We start from the raw sequence: 15,558 nt of genomic DNA, 5'->3' as shown, positions 1-15,558 counted from the left end.
CGTCCCCCCCCCCCCCCCCCCCCCCCCCCCCCCCCCCCCCCCCCCCCCCCCCCCCCCGGCCCCCCCCCCCCCCCCCCCCCCCCCCCCCCCCCCCCCGCCCCGCTTCACGTCGGAGAAGGCCCGCGGCGACAGATCCGCCGATCGGGTGGACTCTGGTCTAATGGGTTGCTCTTTTGTCGACCACTGGTAGTGGGGGCGTGGTGTTGGACGTACAGAACAGGTCCGCCGAGGAGGCCCTCACCGGCACTCCGGGCGCCGTCGGCACCGAGACGCCCGACGGCCTCTCGCCGGCCCCGCTCCGCCCGTACCTGATCCTCGCGGTCGTGCTCTGCGGCCTGTACTTCCTCTACTCCTGGGTGCAGTACGCGCACTTCCGCACCCCCTCGTGGGACCTCGGGATCTTCGGGCAGTCCGTCCGCGCGTACGCCGAGTTCCGGGCCCCCGTCGTCGACATCAAGGGCCCCGGCTTCCACATACTCGGCGACCACTTCAGCCCGGTCACCGCGCTGCTCGCGCCGCTCTACTGGATCTGGCCCTCGCCGGTCGCCCTGCTCTTCGCCCAGGCCGCGCTCTTCGCCTCCGGCGCCGTCGTCGTCGGCCGCACCACGCAGCAGGTCCTCGGCAGCCGGGCCGCAGGCATCGGGCTCGCCGTCGCGTACGGGCTGTCCTGGGGGATCCAGGAGGCGGTCAAGTCCGACTTCCACGAGATCGCCTTCGCCGTCCCGCTGCTCGCCCTGACCTGCCGGGCCCTGCTCCTCGGACGCTGGACCGCGGCCGTCGCCTGGTCCGCCCCGCTCGTCCTCGTCAAGGAGGACATGGGTCTCACCGTCTCCATGGTCGGCGTGGTCCTCTTCGTGAAGGGGCAGAAGCGGCTCGGCGCGGCCCTGGCCGGCTTCGGCGCGGCGGCCTTCGCCCTGACGGTCCTGGTCCTGATCCCGGCGGCGAGCCGGGTCGGCGAGTACGACTACTGGTCCAAGATCGAGAAGACCGGGGAGGGCGCGGAGACGTCCTTCGGGCAGGTCGTCGGCGACGCCCTCGCCTCCGGCGAGCGCTGGGAGATGGTGTTCTTCCTGCTCGCGATCACCGGCTTCCTCGCCCTGCGCTCCCCGCTGATCCTGCTCCTCCTGCCCACACTCGGCTGGCGCTTCCTCTCCCAGGACGCCAACCACTGGGGCATGCACTGGCACTACAGCGCGATCCTGATGCCGGTGCTCTTCCTGGCCCTGGTGGACGGCGTCCGCTCCGTGCGGACCTCCCCGCGCGCGTGGCTCGTCTCGTACGGGAAGGTCGTCGTCCCGGTGGCGACGGCGGTCGCGCTCGTCCTCGCCGCGAACCTGCCGCTGCGGGAGCTCCTGAAGTCGGAGACGTACCGGACCGACACCCGGACCGAGCAGGCGCGGGCGGCGGTGGCCGCGGTGCCGGAGGGCGCGAGCGTGGAGGCCGACGTCTCGCTCCTCGCCCACCTCACGGCCGACCACCGGGTCTACTGGGTGGGCACGTCGAAGGGGGCCACCCCCGACTATCTCGCCTACGACCTGCGGGGCTGGTCGCAGCCGGTGTCGGATCCGGTGCAGCTGGCTTCGCAACTGCATCCGGAGGCGCGGTACGAGATCACGTACCGCTCGGACGGCTTCGCGGTCCTCAAGCGGGTGTGACACGACACGAACGACCGAGGGCCCGGTTCCGTACGGAACCGGGCCCTCGGTCGTTCTACGTGATCAGTACCTTCGTGATCAGTACTGCTGCTTGTTGCGGTTGAACCAGGCCGCGCCGTCCGCCTTCGCCACGAAGACGATGACGAGGACGCCGAGGGTGAGGCTCACGATGCCGAGGGGCAGCGAGAAGATGCTGAAGAGCACGGCGAACGAGGCGTAGACGATGGAGCCGATCCGGACGCCGTTGCCGCCGGAGCGGAACTTGGCGGCCAGCACCATGCCGGCGACGGCGAAGATGAGCGAGAAGATGCCCAGGCCGATCAGGAGGCCCTGGCCCATGTCGGCGAAGAGCTCGGCGTCGGCGTTCGAGGTGCTCGACTGCTCCAGCTCGTCGACGGCGAACGAGAGACCGATGACCGCCAGACCACCGAGGAGGTTGAACGCGCCCGTGATCCACAGGAACACGCGCGCGGCCTTCACGCCGCCGGGCATCTCCATGGCCGCGCCCGGGTAGCCACCGCCGCCGTACGGGGAGACCGGCGGAGCGGCCGGGTAGCCGTAACCGCCCTGCTGCGGCGGCACGCCCTGGGGGGCCTGCTGGGGGTAGCCGTAACCGGGCTGCTGGCCCTGGCCCTGGTTCTGCGGCTGGCCGTAGGGGTTGTTCGGGTCACCGAAGCTCATCGCGGGTTTCCTCCGTGAAATTTCTCTGTGCGGGGACGACGCGGCCCGCGCGGAGGACTCTTCACGGGTGTGAGCGGATTCCCCCCGGCACTTTCCGCGGTACTTCGCCGATCATCGTGGTCGCATCGTCGACTTTTTGTCCAGTCGGTACGCGCCGGAGTTGTGCAAGTGCAACCTGTCGTTCCGCACCGCAGACCGCTCGGCACCGGCGAATTGGAACAAGGCGGGGGTCATCCGGGAGGATGTCTCCATGAGCGCCCAGATTCTCGATGGCAAGGCCACCGCAGCCGCGATCAAGTCCGATCTGACCGTCCGTGTGGCGGCCCTCAGGGAGAAGGGCGTCACACCTGGACTCGGCACCCTCCTGGTCGGCGACGACCCGGCCAGCCAGAAGTACGTGGCCGGGAAGCACCGGGACTGCGCGCAGGTCGGCCTCGCCTCGATCCAGCGCACCCTGCCCGCCACCGCCACCCAGGAGGAGATCGAGGCGGTCGTACGCGAGCTCAACGAGGACCCGGAGTGCACGGGCTACATCGTCCAGCTCCCGCTGCCCAAGGGCATCGACGAGAACCGCATCCTGGAGCTGATGGACCCGGCCAAGGACGCGGACGGACTGCACCCGACCAACCTCGGCCGGCTCGTCCTCAACGAGCCCGCCCCGCTGCCCTGCACGCCGAACGGTGTCATCACGCTGCTCCGCGCGCACGGTGTCGAGATCAACGGCGCGGAGGTCGTCGTCGTCGGACGCGGTGTCACCATCGGGCGCCCGATGCCGCTGCTGCTCACCCGCCGCTCCGAGAACGCGACCGTGACCCAGTGCCACACCGGCACCCGGGACCTCTCGGCGCACCTGCGGAACGCCGACATCATCGTCGCCGCGGCCGGTGTGCCGCACCTGATCAAGCCCGAGGACGTGAAGCCTGGCGCTGCCGTCCTCGACGTCGGCGTCTCGCGCAACGCCGAGGGCAAGATCCTCGGCGACGTGCACCCGGACGTCACCGAGGTGGCCGGCTGGATCTCCCCCAACCCCGGCGGCGTGGGCCCGATGACCCGTGCGCAGCTCCTCGTCAACGTCGTCGAGGCCGCCGAGCGCGCGGCCGCGGCGCTCTGACGTGACCTCCGGGACCCCGGGGGCTTCCGAGACCCCTGGGACACCTGGGAACCCGGACGGGGCGGACGCGACGAAGGCCGAGGCCGACGCCCCGGCTGCCGCCTCTGCCCCCGCCCCTGCCCCCGCCGGTGCTTGGCGGCGCCCGAAGCCCACCCTCACCACCTCGACCGCGCGGCCCGAGGGCGGCGGCCGGGCGGCCCCCGGCGACGCTTCGGCGCCCGCGCGCCAGTGGCCGCTGCTCACCGTGCTCTGTCTCGCCGGGATCGGGCTGCTCGTGGTGGGGACGGACCCGTTCCCGCACGCCTTCAGGATCGGGGCGATCCTGATCGGGGCCGCGCTGCTCGTGGGGGCCGCGATGCGCCGGGTGCTGCCGTCCGTGGGCATGCTGGCCGTACGGTCCCGCTTCACGGACATGATCACGTACGGGGTGATGGGCAGCCTGATCGTGCTGCTCGCGCTCATGGTGCAGCCGGAACCCTGGCTGAGAATCCCGTTCCTGGAGGACATCCTCCATCTCACGGTCACTTAGAACGGTCACCTAGGGCGGTCACCTAGAACGGTCACCTGGAACGGTCACCTGGAACGGTCGCCTGAACGGATCGTCCGAGGCACGGCGCCCGCCCTCTCCCCCGTGGGAGGGCGGGCGCCGTTGCGATCAAGGGTCATGTACGTGCCAAGGGTGGTTCAAGGCCCGTCGGCGCGCTGTGGCACGGAAGTGACCATTCCGGTACCTCGGCTCCGCATCCGGGGCGCGCACCGCCCCCGGACCTGCCATCCTTCGGAAGTCGAGGGAGCACGGGACAAGGGGGGCCGCACATGCCTGGTTGGAAGGCGCTGCCGGACGAACTCGACCCGGAGGTGCGCGCGTTCACGGAGCGGCTACGGCGGCTGATCGACCGCAGCGGCCTCGGCGTCACGGCCGTCGCCGAGCGCACCGGCCATGAACGCGCCGCCTGGGACACCTATCTGAACGCGCGTCTGCCCGCGCCCCGCGGCGCCGTCATGGCCCTCGCCGACGTGACCGGAACCGACCCGGCCGACCTCACGAGCCACTGGGAGCGCGCGGACCACGCCTGGGGCGACCACACGATGCAGATCCGGCGCCCCGACCCGCCCCAGCCGGCGGAGCCGTCGCCCCCGAGCCCGGCCGAGCCCCGACCTCATACCGTCGCCGCGCCCTCACCTCGTACCGCCGAGCCCTCACCTCGTACCGCCGAGCCCTCACCTCGTACCGCCGAGCCCTCACCTCGTACCGCCGAGCCCTCACCCCGTACCCCCGCCCCCGCCCCCCGCTCCCGGCGCCGCAACGTCCTCCTCTACGCCGCCGGGATCGTCGGCGCCCTGCTCGTCGTCACCGCCGCCCTGCTCCTCGTCGACCTGGGCGGCTCCGACAGTGAGGCCGGCCGGGCGGCCCCGTCGCCCACCACGACCGCCCCTCCCACCACCCGGCCCGCCACCCTCCCCGCAGGGGTGCGGTGCGTGGGGCCCGACTGCACCGGCCAGGACCCGGAGGCCATGGGCTGCGGCGGCGACCTCGCCACCACCGTCGCACGCGCGCGCGTGGGCACCGCCCAGATCGAGGTCCGCTACAGCGGCACCTGCGCGGCGGCCTGGGCCCGCATCACCGGGGCCACCGCCGGGGACACCGTGACCGTCGAGGCCGGGGACACCGAACGGCGCGCCACCGTCGACAGCGCCGGCGGCGCCGACACGGCGGTGGCGGACACCGACGCGTACACCCCGATGGTCGCCGTCGCCTCCGGCGCCGACGCGCGGGCCTGCGGGGCGCTCGCGAACGGACGTCAGGGCTGTACGGGCGCCCCGTAGGAGGCCCCTGACGGACCGGGGGCGAAGAGGAGGCGGACAGGCGGCGGGCGTGCGGCGGACAGGCGGCCGGAGGAGTGGTCGCGGGCGCGCATGCGGGCGGCAGTGAGCCGGACCACAAGGGGGTGGGGATTCACCGGGGCCCGGGTCGGATAGCCTGACCGCTGGATATCTCTTCATGTCGAGACACCGATCGATCAAGAGAGCTATCCCGCACCAGGGGCAGGGACCCCCACCGCCAGCTGTCTTACGGAGATCGCCATGACCCGCACTCCCGTGAATGTCACCGTGACCGGCGCGGCCGGCCAGATCGGCTACGCGCTCCTCTTCCGCATCGCCTCCGGCCACCTGCTCGGCGCGGACGTGCCGGTCAAGCTGCGCCTCCTCGAGATCCCGCAGGGCGTGAAGGCCGCCGAGGGCACCGCCATGGAGCTCGACGACTGCGCCTTCCCGCTGCTCAAGGGCATCGACATCTTCGACACCCCGGAGCAGGGCTTCGACGGCGCCAACGTCGCGCTGCTCGTCGGCGCCCGCCCGCGTACCAAGGGCATGGAGCGCGGTGACCTGCTCGCCGCCAACGGCGGCATCTTCAAGCCGCAGGGCAAGGCCATCAACGACCACGCCGCGGACGACATCAAGGTCCTCGTCGTCGGCAACCCGGCCAACACCAACGCCCTGATCGCCCAGGCCGCCGCCCCGGACGTGCCGGCCGAGCGCTTCACCGCGATGACCCGCCTGGACCACAACCGCGCGCTCTCGCAGCTCGCGGCGAAGACCGGCGCCTCGGTCGAGGACATCAAGCGCCTCACCATCTGGGGCAACCACTCGGCGACCCAGTACCCGGACATCTTCCACGCGGAGATCGCCGGCAAGAACGCCGCCGAGGTCGTCAGCGACGAGGCCTGGCTGGCCGACACCTTCATCCCGACCGTCGCCAAGCGCGGCGCCGCGATCATCGAGGCCCGTGGCGCGTCCTCCGCCGCCTCCGCCGCGAACGCCGCGATCGACCACGTCCACACCTGGGTCAACGGCACCGCCGCGGGCGACTGGACGTCCATGGGCATCCCGTCGGACGGCTCGTACGGCGTGCCGGAGGGTCTCATCTCCTCCTTCCCCGTCACCTGCACCGACGGCAAGTACGAGATCGTCCAGGGTCTGGAGATCAACGACTTCTCCCGTACGCGCATCGACGCCTCGGTGGCGGAGCTCGCCGAGGAGCGCGACGCGGTGCGCGAGCTCGGCCTCCTCTGAGACCAGCGGCTCGCCTGAGCCCGGCTCACCCGAGTTCCGACTCGCCTGAGCCCGGCTCCACACGCTCGGCGCCCCCGGCCCGTACGACCGACCGTACGAGCCGGGGGCGCCGTTTTCCGTGCCGACACGGAACCCCGAGCTCCCCTGGAGGGCGGCGAGAGCCGCCGGCACTTCCTGCGCGTCCGGGTCGGCGGCTGGGGCGAGGAGATCGTCACGACCGTCTTCGTCCGCGTCCACACGCAGGGCGGGATGCTGATGCTGGAGGTGGCGCCGCACGTGCTCCGGCCGGTGAAGCCGCTCTACCGGTACGCCGACCGGATCGCCCACCGCTACCTGCACAACCACCACTTCGGCAAGGCCGTCTGGGCCCTCGGTCAGACCCCGCGCTCCGCCGGGCAGGCCCTGGTCACGGTCGGGCGCTCGCTCGCCCACGGCTGGCGGCTGCTCACCGCGGGCCACGCCAACGCGCTGCCCGAGGGCCCCGAGGTCTCGGTCCGCGAGCTCGGTTCCGACGACGAGGCCTCGCTCTTCCAGGAGATGGACGTCAGCCGTTATCTGAAGAGCGTGCAGGACCGCCGTACGAGGCCCTGAGGGGGGCCTCCGAGGACGGGCGGGCCAACAAGCCCGGCTACCAGGAGATCAGCCTCGAACGGGTCACGGGAGAAGCGGGTGCCCCGGCCGACTCCGTCGAGCTGGTGTACGCGTACGACCGGGACGACGGCAGCCGCCGCAAGGTCGTCGACCGGGCCTTCACGGCCGAGGACGGCACCCACTACGCGATCCTGGCAGCCGGCCCGGAGAGCGCCTGGCCGAAGCAGCGCGAAGTCCTCCGCGTGGCCCTGGACTCCTTCCGTCCGGGCGCGCACTGACCTGATCCGTCACGTCCCCGGGGCGCGCACTGACCCGGGTCGGCGCACCCCCGGTCACGCCGGGCGCGGGGTGTAGTGGCCGGGCGTCATCCGGGTGGTGACGGCGATCCGGTTCCAGGCGTTGATGACGACGATCGCGCTGATGACCCGGGCGAGTTCGGTCTCGTCGAAGTGCGCGGCGGCGTGGGCGTACACCTCGTCGGGGACGGAGCCCTCGGTGAGGACGGTGACGGACTCGGTCAGCGCGAGGGCCGCGAGTTCCCGCTCGGTGTAGAAGTGCCGGGACTCCTCCCAGGCGGAGAGCTGCACGATCCGCTCGACGGTCTCACCCTCCGCGAGCGCGTCCTTGGTGTGCATGTCGATGCAGAACGCGCAGCGGTTGACCTGAGAGGCCCGGATCTTGATCAGGTGGTAGAGGGTCGGGTCGATGTCCTGAGCGGCCGCCGCGTCCAGCCGGCGCATCGCGCGGTAGAACTCGGGGACGCGCTCGGCGAAGGGGAGCCGGGGGGCGTGCGCGGGGGCGTACTCGACGTGCGAGACGGCGGCGGAGGCGGCGGCGGTCTCGGTGAGAGTGGTGTTCGTGGTGGTCATGTCTCTCACCGTACGAGCCGGATGGCGCAGGGGTATGGTCCATTCCCATGGCGAATGAGTGTGCCAATTTCGGGGCCGACCTCCACCTGGAGCTCCGCGGTCCGCGCCTGCGCGCCGGTCTCATGGACGCGCTGCGGGAGGCGGTGCGCACCGGCCGCCTGGAGGCCGGCACCCGGCTGCCGTCGTCCCGTACGCTCGCCGCCGACCTCGGCATGGCCCGTAACACCGTCGCCGACGCCTACGCCGAACTGGTCGCCGAGGGCTGGCTGACCGCCCGGCAGGGCTCCGGCACCGTGGTGGCCCGCCGCGCCGAGCCCCGTACGGCGGTGCGCCCGCCTCCCGTCTCCTCGCCCGTGCTCTCCCCGACCCGGCCCGCCGCGCCCGCGCACAACCTGCGGGCCGGTACCCCCGACCTCGCGTCCTTCCCGCGCGCCGAGTGGCTCAAGGCGTACCGGCGGGCGCTCACCGACGCCCCGAACGAGGCCTTCGGATACGGCGACTCGCGCGGCCGGATCGAACTGCGCACCGCCCTCGCCGATTACCTCGCCCGTGCGCGGGGCGTGCACGCCCGGCCCGAACGGATCGTCATCTGCGCGGGCTTCGTGCACGGCCTGTTGCTGATGGGCCAGGTGCTGCGGAACCGGGGCGTACGGAACGTGGCGGTCGAGTCGTACGGGCTCGGCCTCCACGCCGGTCTCCTCACCGGGGCGGGCCTCGGGATCCCCGTCCTGCCCTTCGACGAACGCGGCACCAGGGTCGAGGAGTTGTCGGACCCGGGGGAGTACGGCGAGGGGGAGGCGCTCGTCTCTGCCGGGGCCGTCCTCATGACGGCCGCCCACCAGTTCCCGCTGGGCGGCGCCCTGCCCCCCGACCGGCGGGCGGCCGTCGTCGACTGGGCGCGGGCATCCGGCGGCTTCGTCCTGGAGGACGACTACGACGGGGAGTTCCGCTACGACAGACAGCCGGTCGGCGCGCTCCAGGGCCTCGACCCCGAACGGGTCGTCTACCTCGGCACCGCGAGCAAGTCCCTCGCCCCCGGACTGCGGCTCGCCTGGATGGTGCTGCCGGAGAGCCTCGCCGGCGAGGTGGCGGCGACGAAGGGGGCCGTGGACTGGACGTCGAGCGCGCCGGACCAGCTGGCGTTCGCGGAGTTCCTGCGCTCGGGGGCGTACGACCGGCACGTACGGGCGATGCGGCTGCGCTACCGGCGCCGCCGCGACCAGCTGGTCGCGGCGGTGGCCGCGCACTCGCCCGACACCCGGGTCAGCGGGATCGCGGCCGGTCTCCACGCGGTCCTCGCCCTGCCGCCCGGCACCGAACAGGCCGTCCTGCGGTCCGCCGCCTGGCACGGCCTCGCCGTCCAGGGCGTCAACCAGTTCCGCCGCCCCACGGTCCCCCCGACCCTGGACGGCCTCGTCGTCGGCTACGCCACCCCTCCCGACAGCGCCTGGAACAGCGCCCTCCAGAGCCTCTGCCGGGTGCTGCCCTGAAGTGATGTCAGGAGGCCTCGGGGCGCGCTGGGTCCGTGAGGCCCGTACCGAGGGCCGCCTCCGGGGCCTCCCCGAAGCGGGCCAGGGTCAGGGAGCCCGCCACCGCCACGGCGAAGCCGACGATCGCGAGCAGCCGAACCCCTCCCGCGTGCGGTCCCCGAGCCAGACCACCCCTACCACCGCAGGACCGATCGTCTCGCCGAGCACCATGCCCGCCGTCGCGGTGGTGACCGAACCGCGCTGGAGCGCCGAGGTCAGGAGGAGGAACGCCGCGCCGCCGCCCACGAGCAGCGCGTACAGGACCGGGTCGGCGAAGTCGACGCCGTCGAACAGTCGCACCCCCACCTCCACCACCCCGAAACCGAAGCCGGCGCCCAGGCCGAGGACCAGCGCGCGCGGCCGGTCCGGGAGCCGCCCGCCGACCACGCCGAGCAGCAGCACGCCGACGGCGGTCGCGAGCAGCGCCCACCGGAGCGCCTCCGAGCCGTCCCGGTGACCCTCCCTGCCCGAGGCGAGGGCGAGCAGGGCGAGTCCTGCGCAGACCACGGCCACGGCCGTCCACTCCACCCGGCTCAGCCGCACCGGAAGCACCCGGGAGGCGACGACCGCGGTGACCGCAAGGCTCGCGGCGAGGGCCGCGCCCACCGCGTAGATGGGCAGCGTCCGCAGGGCGACGACCTCCAGGGCGAAACCCAGACCGTCGAGGCCGAGACCGACGACGTACCGCCACTGCCGCAGCGCCCGCCACATCAGCGCCACGTCGACGCCGCCACCCGTCCCGGGCGTCGCGGCCCGGGCCGCCACCGCCTGGAGCACGGAGGCCGTGCCGAAGCAGACGGACGAAGCGAGCGCGCAAACCATCCCGAAGAGCACGAAAAGACTCTAGGGGGTGCGGCCGGAAACGACCGGCCTACACTGTGCGGTCGCGGCAGACGTGAACGCGACAAGAGCGGGCGCGATCGTGATCGCGACAGAGGTGGACGCGACGAGCGTGACCGTGGCGGTCGCGACCACGAAGGGGAGGGCGACGGACATGCGCAGGCTGAGGTCGAGCACGGTGGTGCTCGGCGGGATGGGCGTGCTCGCGGCGACGATCACCGCGTGCGGCTCCGAGCCGGACAGGCGGTGCGTGGACCCGCTGACCCGGGAGGAACTGCCCCGCTACGAGTGCGAGAGCGGCGGTGGAGACGATGACGACGACGGCGCGAGCCACCGGGGCTCGTACTACTACGGCGGTTCCCTCCGCGACAACCGCGTGAGCGGCGGCAGCTTCGACAAGAAGGCCGTGGACACCGGCGGCTTCGGCTGCTCCGGTTCCGGCGGCGGCTGAGAGGGCCCGGCACATGGAACGGCACACCATCGAGCCCCGGCCCGGCTGGCAGGAGACGGTGGAGGAACAGGGGCTCGTCTACCCGCTGACCCGCTACCCGGACGGCTCGCTCCGCCCGTACTGGGACGAGAGCGCGTACTACTCCTTCACCCTGCCCGAGGTCGAGGCCCTCGAAGAGGTGGTCGACGAGCTGCACGCCATGAGCCTGGCGGCGGCCGCGCACATCGTCGAGCGGGAACGGTTCGCCGAGCTCGGGATCACCGATCCGAAGCTCGTCGCCCGGGTCGCCGAGTCCTGGCGCCGCCGCGCGGAACTCCCGTCCCTCTACGGACGGTTCGACCTGCACTACGACGGTACGGGCCCGGCGAAGATGCTGGAGTACAACGCCGACACCCCCACCTCGCTCGTGGAGGCCGCCAGCCCGCAGTGGTTCTGGATGGAGGAGCGGTTCCCCGGCGCCGACCAGTGGAACTCCCTCCACGAACGGCTCGTCGACGCCTGGAAGCGGCAGGCACCGCTGCTGCCGCCCGGCCCCGTCCACTTCGTCCACTCCGACGGCGACGAACTCGGCGAGGACCTGATGACGGTCGCGTACCTGCGCGAGACCGCCCAGCAGGCCGGACTCGACACCGAGGCGCTCTCCGTCGAACGGATCGGCTGGGACCGGCTCTCGCGCCGCTTCGTGGACGACCGGCTCCGCTTCATCCGCAGCTGCTTCAAGCTCTACCCGTGGGAGTGGCTGACCACCGACCGCTTCGGCCGACACGTCCTCGACACCCTCGACAACGGCGGCGGCACCGGCACGACCTGCTGGATCGAGCCCGCCTGGAAGATGCTGCTCTCCAACAAGGCGCTCCTCGCCATCCTGTGGGAGCTGTACCCGGGCCACCCGAACCTGCTGCCCGCCTACCTCGACGGGCCGCGCGAACTCGCCGCGACCACCGGCTGGGTGGCCAAGCCGCTGCTCGGCCGCGAGGGCGCGGGCGTCACCCTCCACGAGGCCGGCACGGAACCGTTCGTACGGGACGGGGAACCCTGCTGCTACCAGGAACTGGCCCCGCTGCCCGACTTCGACGGCAACCGGGTGGTGCTCGGCGCGTGGGTCGTCGAGAACGAGGCGGCGGGGCTCGGCATACGGGAGTCGGCGGGACTCGTCACCGACGAGTACGCCCGCTTCCTCCCGCACGTGATCCTGTAGGGCGGCCTGTCTTCGGCCCGACGTCAGATCTTCACGACGGTGACGGACGGGCCGCAGAGCAGTGTCAGATCCTCCGGATCCGAGGTCAGGACGGTGACCGGGCCCGCCGCACGGCGCGCGATCGCCGCCAGGACGGCGTCGATCGCGTACTTGTGGCCGTGCAGGCCGTGTTCTCGTAGGAGTACGGCGGCCTCGTCGCTCACGGAGCGGGTGACATCGTGCACGTCGATGCGGGACAGGACCCATTGGATGCGCGCCGGGTGAACGCGTTCGTAGTCGGCCTCCAGGCGGGTCATCGCGGTGGTGGCCACCTGAATGCCTGTTTCCGTCGCAACCTGGACGCGGACCACGACACGCCGGTCCTTGAGGTAGAGCTTCGAGAGCCCTTCGCTGTCCAGCAGTAGCGTCCCCGCCATCAGGCGGCAGCCTCGCGGGCGTCGTCCGCGCCTGACGCGTGATGGCGCAGCTCGTCACGGGCGGCCTTGAGCTCCTCCTCGGTCAGCGGGTCGTTGTCGATCTCGAAGTCGGCCACAATCTCCCGGAGCCGCTCCATGGCGAGCCGATGTTCCAGAGCCTCCGCCACGTATGCGGAGAAGCCACCCGGCCCGACCCGGCTCCGCACACTCTCCGCGAGATCCTCGGGCAGGCTGATCGAGTACTTCTTGCTACCGCTCATGCATCTGATCCTACTGCTGATGCCCCCCTCGCGGGTGGTTTTCGGCCGCACCGCCAGGGGAGTCCAGGTCTCTCGCCCTCAGGCCGACAACACGCCCCTCAGCTGCTCAAGCCCCCAGTCCAGGTCCTCCTTCGAGATCACCAGGGGCGGCGCGATCCGGATCGTCGAACCATGGGTGTCCTTCACCAGGACACCCCGCTCCATCAGCTTCTCCGAGATCTCCCGGCCCGTGCCCCGCGACGGCGCGATGTCCACCCCGGCCCACAGCCCGCGCCCGCGCACCGCCTCCACCGCCCCGCCGCCCACGAGCAGCCCCAGCTCCGCGTGGAGATGCTCGCCCAGCTCCGCCGCCCGCTCCTGGAACTCACCGGACCGCAGCATCGCGATCACCTCGAGGGCCACCGCGCACGCCAGCGGGTTCCCGCCGAACGTCGACCCGTGCTCACCCGGCCGGAACACCCCCAGCACGTCACGGTCGGCGACCACCGCCGACACCGGCACCACCCCGCCGCCCAGCGCCTTCCCCAGGACGTACATGTCCGGCACCACACCCTCGTGCTCGCACGCGAACGTCCTCCCCGTCCGGCCGAGGCCCGACTGGATCTCGTCCGCCACGAACAGCACGTTCCGCCTGCGCGTCAGCTCCCGCACCCCCGCCAGATAGCCGGCCGGCGGGACCAGGACCCCCGCCTCGCCCTGGATCGGTTCGATCAGCACGGCCACCGTGTTCTCGGTGACCGCCGCCTCCATCGCCGTCAGGTCCCCGTACGGCACGATCTCGAAGCCCGGCGTGTACGGGCCGTAGTGGTCCCGGGCCTCGTGGTCCGTGGAGAAGCTGACGATCGTCGTCGTCCTGCCGTGGAAGTTGTTCGCCGCGACCACGATCTTCGCGTGCCCGTCCGGCACGCCCTTCACCTCGTACCCCCACTTCCTGGCGGTCTTCACGGCCGTCTCGACCGCCTCCGCGCCGGTGTTCATCGGCAGCACCGCCTCCTTGCCGCACAGCTCGGCGAGTTGGGTGCAGAAGTCGGCGAACCGGTCGTGGTGGAAGGCGCGCGAGGTCAGCGTCACCCGCTCCAGCTGGACCTTCGCCGCGTCGATCAGACGCCGGTTGCCGTGCCCGAAGTTGAGCGCCGAGTACCCGGCGAGCAGGTCGAGGTAGCGGCGCCCCTCGACATCGGTCATCCAGGCGCCGTCCGCCGAAGCGACGACGACCGGCAGGGGGTGGTAGTTGTGAGCGCTGTGCGCCTCCGCCGAAGCGATCGCGTCTTGTGTGCCCGACACGGGATCTCCGTTCGTCCTGCGGCTCGCGGGATGGACCCGCCGAAGGGGTGTGGCCCCCTGTTTCTATCGTCGCTCGCACACGGGGCGGGGAAACCTCGCGCGCGGCGCGCCCGCTACTCTGAAAACACGCACGGCGACTGGCGCACGGGGAAACGACCCCGGGGGAGCCGTGCGCGGCAGACCACACGGGACGCCGCCCGCCTGGGCGTCACGGGACCGAAGTCCCGCGTGGCGCCGCGCCTCTCGCACAGTGCCCCGGGACCCACCGACGCCCGGAGGATCCCCGCATGAACGCCCCGCAGCATCCCGCACTCGCCGCCGCCGACCCCGAGCTCGCCGCCCTCGTCGGCGCCGAGGAACGGCTCCAGGCCGAGACCCTGCGCCTCATCCCCAGCGAGAACTACGTCTCCGCCGCCGTCCTCGAAGCCTCCGGCACCGTCCTCCAGAACAAGTACAGCGAGGGCTACCCCGGCCGCCGCTACTACGAGGGCCAGCAGATCATCGACCAGGTCGAGGCCCTCGCCGTCGAGCGAGCCAAGGCCGTCTTCGGCGTCGAGCACGCCAACGTCCAGCCCTACTCCGGCTCCCCGGCCAACCTCGCCGTCTACCTCGCCTTCGCCGAGCCCGGCGACACCGTCATGGGCATGGCCCTGCCGATGGGCGGCCACCTCACCCACGGCTGGGGCGTCTCCGCCACCGGCAAGTGGTTCCGCGGCGTCCAGTACGGCGTCCGCCAGGACACCGGCCTCATCGACTTCGACCAGGTCCGGGAGCTGGCCCTCAAGGAACGCCCCAAGGCGATCTTCTGCGGCGGCACCGCGCTGCCCCGCACGATCGACTTCGCCGCCTTCGGCGAGATCGCCCGTGAGGCCGGTGCCGTGCTCGTCGCCGACGTCGCCCACATCGCCGGCCTCATCGCCGGTGGCGCCCACCCGTCCCCCGTCCCGCACGTGGACGTGATCTCCACGACCACCCACAAAACCCTGCGCGGCCCGCGCGGCGCCATGCTCATGTCCCGCGAGGAGCACGCCAAGGCGCTCGACAAGGCCGTCTTCCCCGGCCTCCAGGGCGGCCCGCACAACCAGACCACCGCCGCCATCGCCGTCGCCCTCCGCGAGGCCTCCCAGCCCTCCTTCCGCGACTACGCCCACGCCGTCGTCGCCAACGCCAGGGCCCTCGCCGAGGCGCTCCTCGCCCGTGGCTTCGACCTGGTCTCCGGCGGCACCGACAACCACCTGATCCTGATGGACCTGACCCCCAAGCAGGTCCCGGGCAAGATCGCCGCGAAGGCCCTCGACCGGGCCGGCATCGTCGTCAACTACAACACCGTCCCCTACGACCCCCGGAAGCCCTTCGACCCCTCCGGCATCCGCATCGGCACCCCCTCCCTCACCTCCCGCGGCCTCACCCCGGAGCACATGGACCAGGTCGCCGACTGGATCGACCGCGGCGTCACGGCGGCCGGCGCGGGGGACGAGGACGCCCTCCACACCGTCCGCGCCGAGGTCGCCGACCTGATGGCCGCCCACCCGGCTCCGGGCCTCCCCGTCTGACCACCCAGACCTGACCGCCCAGACCTGACGGCGCCGGCGTCGGCG

15 protein-coding genes, 2 pseudogenes and 1 riboswitch are annotated in these 15,558 nt (G+C 72.3%); of the genes and pseudogenes, 11 read left to right on the top strand and 6 right to left on the bottom strand.

Going from position 1 to position 15,558, the window contains the following annotated elements; translation table 11 throughout:
* The first annotated feature begins 200 nt into the window (after positions 1 to 200).
* The gene (locus ACIRB7_RS02020; RefSeq protein ID WP_403592441.1) at positions 201 to 1,655 is read left to right on the top strand and encodes a DUF2079 domain-containing protein; all 1,455 of its coding nucleotides are present in this window, start codon (positions 201 to 203) and stop codon (positions 1,653 to 1,655) included.
* Positions 1,656 to 1,733: 78 nt separating this feature from the next.
* On the opposite strand, the gene ACIRB7_RS02015 is transcribed toward ACIRB7_RS02020, so the two are convergent.
* Positions 1,734 to 2,336 carry a hypothetical protein gene (locus tag ACIRB7_RS02015; RefSeq protein WP_403591032.1) on the bottom strand — a complete coding sequence of 201 codons (603 nt, stop codon included), beginning with the start codon at positions 2,334 to 2,336 and terminating at the stop codon, positions 1,734 to 1,736.
* 250 nt (positions 2,337 to 2,586) lie between these two features.
* On the opposite strand from ACIRB7_RS02015, the gene ACIRB7_RS02010 reads away from it, so the two are divergent.
* The 6 genes and pseudogenes from ACIRB7_RS02010 to ACIRB7_RS01985 all read left to right on the top strand — a co-directional run bounded on the left by ACIRB7_RS02010 (position 2,587) and on the right by ACIRB7_RS01985 (position 7,391).
* Positions 2,587 to 3,447 carry a bifunctional methylenetetrahydrofolate dehydrogenase/methenyltetrahydrofolate cyclohydrolase gene (locus tag ACIRB7_RS02010; RefSeq protein WP_403591029.1) on the top strand — a complete coding sequence of 287 codons (861 nt, stop codon included), beginning with the start codon at positions 2,587 to 2,589 and terminating at the stop codon, positions 3,445 to 3,447.
* 1 nt (position 3,448) lies between these two features.
* Positions 3,449 to 3,976, top strand: a complete 528-nt coding sequence (locus tag ACIRB7_RS02005) for a DUF3017 domain-containing protein (protein ID WP_403591026.1) — start codon at positions 3,449 to 3,451, stop codon at positions 3,974 to 3,976.
* 287 nt (positions 3,977 to 4,263) lie between these two features.
* Positions 4,264 to 5,274 carry a DUF2690 domain-containing protein gene (locus tag ACIRB7_RS02000; RefSeq protein WP_403591023.1) on the top strand — a complete coding sequence of 337 codons (1,011 nt, stop codon included), beginning with the start codon at positions 4,264 to 4,266 and terminating at the stop codon, positions 5,272 to 5,274.
* 258 nt (positions 5,275 to 5,532) lie between these two features.
* Positions 5,533 to 6,522, top strand: a complete 990-nt coding sequence (locus tag ACIRB7_RS01995) for a malate dehydrogenase (protein WP_403591021.1) — start codon at positions 5,533 to 5,535, stop codon at positions 6,520 to 6,522.
* Positions 6,523 to 6,669: 147 nt separating this feature from the next.
* Positions 6,670 to 7,098: pseudogene (locus ACIRB7_RS01990) on the top strand (hypothetical protein); the annotation flags it as partial.
* 119 nt (positions 7,099 to 7,217) lie between these two features.
* On the top strand, positions 7,218 to 7,391 hold the full coding sequence (locus ACIRB7_RS01985; RefSeq protein WP_403591019.1) for a hypothetical protein: 174 nt from the start codon (positions 7,218 to 7,220) through the stop codon (positions 7,389 to 7,391).
* A 54-nt stretch (positions 7,392 to 7,445) separates the two neighbouring features.
* Here the strand turns inward: ACIRB7_RS01985 and ACIRB7_RS01980 are convergent, their stop codons facing one another.
* Positions 7,446 to 7,982 carry a carboxymuconolactone decarboxylase family protein gene (locus ACIRB7_RS01980; RefSeq protein ID WP_403591016.1) on the bottom strand — a complete coding sequence of 179 codons (537 nt, stop codon included), beginning with the start codon at positions 7,980 to 7,982 and terminating at the stop codon, positions 7,446 to 7,448.
* Positions 7,983 to 8,029: 47 nt separating this feature from the next.
* On the opposite strand from ACIRB7_RS01980, the gene ACIRB7_RS01975 reads away from it, so the two are divergent.
* Positions 8,030 to 9,472: a PLP-dependent aminotransferase family protein gene (locus ACIRB7_RS01975; RefSeq protein ID WP_403591013.1), complete on the top strand. Its 1,443-nt coding sequence runs from the start codon at positions 8,030 to 8,032 to the stop codon at positions 9,470 to 9,472.
* A 7-nt stretch (positions 9,473 to 9,479) separates the two neighbouring features.
* On the opposite strand, the pseudogene ACIRB7_RS01970 reads toward ACIRB7_RS01975, so the two are convergent.
* Positions 9,480 to 10,333, bottom strand: a pseudogene (locus tag ACIRB7_RS01970) (hypothetical protein).
* Between the two features lie 172 nt (positions 10,334 to 10,505).
* On the opposite strand from ACIRB7_RS01970, the gene ACIRB7_RS01965 reads away from it, so the two are divergent.
* Positions 10,506 to 10,802, top strand: a complete 297-nt coding sequence (locus ACIRB7_RS01965; RefSeq protein ID WP_403592438.1) for a hypothetical protein — start codon at positions 10,506 to 10,508, stop codon at positions 10,800 to 10,802.
* Between the two features lie 13 nt (positions 10,803 to 10,815).
* A complete protein-coding gene (locus tag ACIRB7_RS01960; protein WP_403591010.1) occupies positions 10,816 to 12,000 on the top strand; it encodes a glutathionylspermidine synthase family protein in 1,185 nt (394 codons plus the stop codon).
* 23 nt (positions 12,001 to 12,023) lie between these two features.
* Here ACIRB7_RS01960 and ACIRB7_RS01955 read toward each other — a convergent pair whose 3' ends face one another.
* From ACIRB7_RS01955 to rocD, 3 genes are all read right to left on the bottom strand, one after another.
* Positions 12,024 to 12,416: a type II toxin-antitoxin system VapC family toxin gene (locus ACIRB7_RS01955; protein ID WP_403591006.1), complete on the bottom strand. Its 393-nt coding sequence runs from the start codon at positions 12,414 to 12,416 to the stop codon at positions 12,024 to 12,026.
* Positions 12,416 to 12,676 carry a hypothetical protein gene (locus tag ACIRB7_RS01950; protein WP_403591003.1) on the bottom strand — a complete coding sequence of 87 codons (261 nt, stop codon included), beginning with the start codon at positions 12,674 to 12,676 and terminating at the stop codon, positions 12,416 to 12,418. Before ACIRB7_RS01950 ends, ACIRB7_RS01955 begins: the two co-directional genes overlap by 1 nt.
* Positions 12,677 to 12,754: 78 nt before the next feature.
* Entirely contained in the window at positions 12,755 to 13,960 is a 1,206-nt protein-coding gene (gene rocD, locus ACIRB7_RS01945) for an ornithine--oxo-acid transaminase (RefSeq protein ID WP_403591001.1), read from the bottom strand.
* A 123-nt stretch (positions 13,961 to 14,083) separates the two neighbouring features.
* A riboswitch (ZMP/ZTP riboswitch) is annotated at positions 14,084 to 14,174 on the top strand.
* Between the two features lie 73 nt (positions 14,175 to 14,247).
* Between rocD and glyA the strand changes: the two genes are divergently transcribed.
* Entirely contained in the window at positions 14,248 to 15,513 is a 1,266-nt protein-coding gene (gene glyA, locus ACIRB7_RS01940; protein WP_403590998.1) for a serine hydroxymethyltransferase, read from the top strand.
* The last annotated feature ends 45 nt before the right edge of the window (positions 15,514 to 15,558 follow it).

It is taken from the genome of Streptomyces sp. NPDC093795 (genome assembly GCF_044764665.1).
Classification (GTDB): domain Bacteria; phylum Actinomycetota; class Actinomycetes; order Streptomycetales; family Streptomycetaceae; genus Streptomyces.
The sequence above is the reverse complement of the archived record's forward strand: the minus strand, read 5'-3'. Positions and strand labels throughout refer to the sequence as shown.

Coding starts and splice junctions, on each gene's coding strand:
- ACIRB7_RS02015 (WP_403591032.1), bottom strand. CDS start 2,336: ATGAGCTTCGGTGACCCGAACAACCCCTACGGCCAGCCGCAGAACCAG.
- ACIRB7_RS02010 (WP_403591029.1), top strand. CDS start 2,587: ATGAGCGCCCAGATTCTCGATGGCAAGGCCACCGCAGCCGCGATCAAG.
- ACIRB7_RS02000 (WP_403591023.1), top strand. CDS start 4,264: ATGCCTGGTTGGAAGGCGCTGCCGGACGAACTCGACCCGGAGGTGCGC.
- ACIRB7_RS01995 (WP_403591021.1), top strand. CDS start 5,533: ATGACCCGCACTCCCGTGAATGTCACCGTGACCGGCGCGGCCGGCCAG.
- ACIRB7_RS01980 (WP_403591016.1), bottom strand. CDS start 7,982: ATGACCACCACGAACACCACTCTCACCGAGACCGCCGCCGCCTCCGCC.
- ACIRB7_RS01975 (WP_403591013.1), top strand. CDS start 8,030: ATGGCGAATGAGTGTGCCAATTTCGGGGCCGACCTCCACCTGGAGCTC.
- ACIRB7_RS01965 (WP_403592438.1), top strand. CDS start 10,506: ATGCGCAGGCTGAGGTCGAGCACGGTGGTGCTCGGCGGGATGGGCGTG.
- ACIRB7_RS01960 (WP_403591010.1), top strand. CDS start 10,816: ATGGAACGGCACACCATCGAGCCCCGGCCCGGCTGGCAGGAGACGGTG.
- ACIRB7_RS01955 (WP_403591006.1), bottom strand. CDS start 12,416: ATGGCGGGGACGCTACTGCTGGACAGCGAAGGGCTCTCGAAGCTCTAC.
- ACIRB7_RS01950 (WP_403591003.1), bottom strand. CDS start 12,676: ATGAGCGGTAGCAAGAAGTACTCGATCAGCCTGCCCGAGGATCTCGCG.
- glyA (WP_403590998.1), top strand. CDS start 14,248: ATGAACGCCCCGCAGCATCCCGCACTCGCCGCCGCCGACCCCGAGCTC.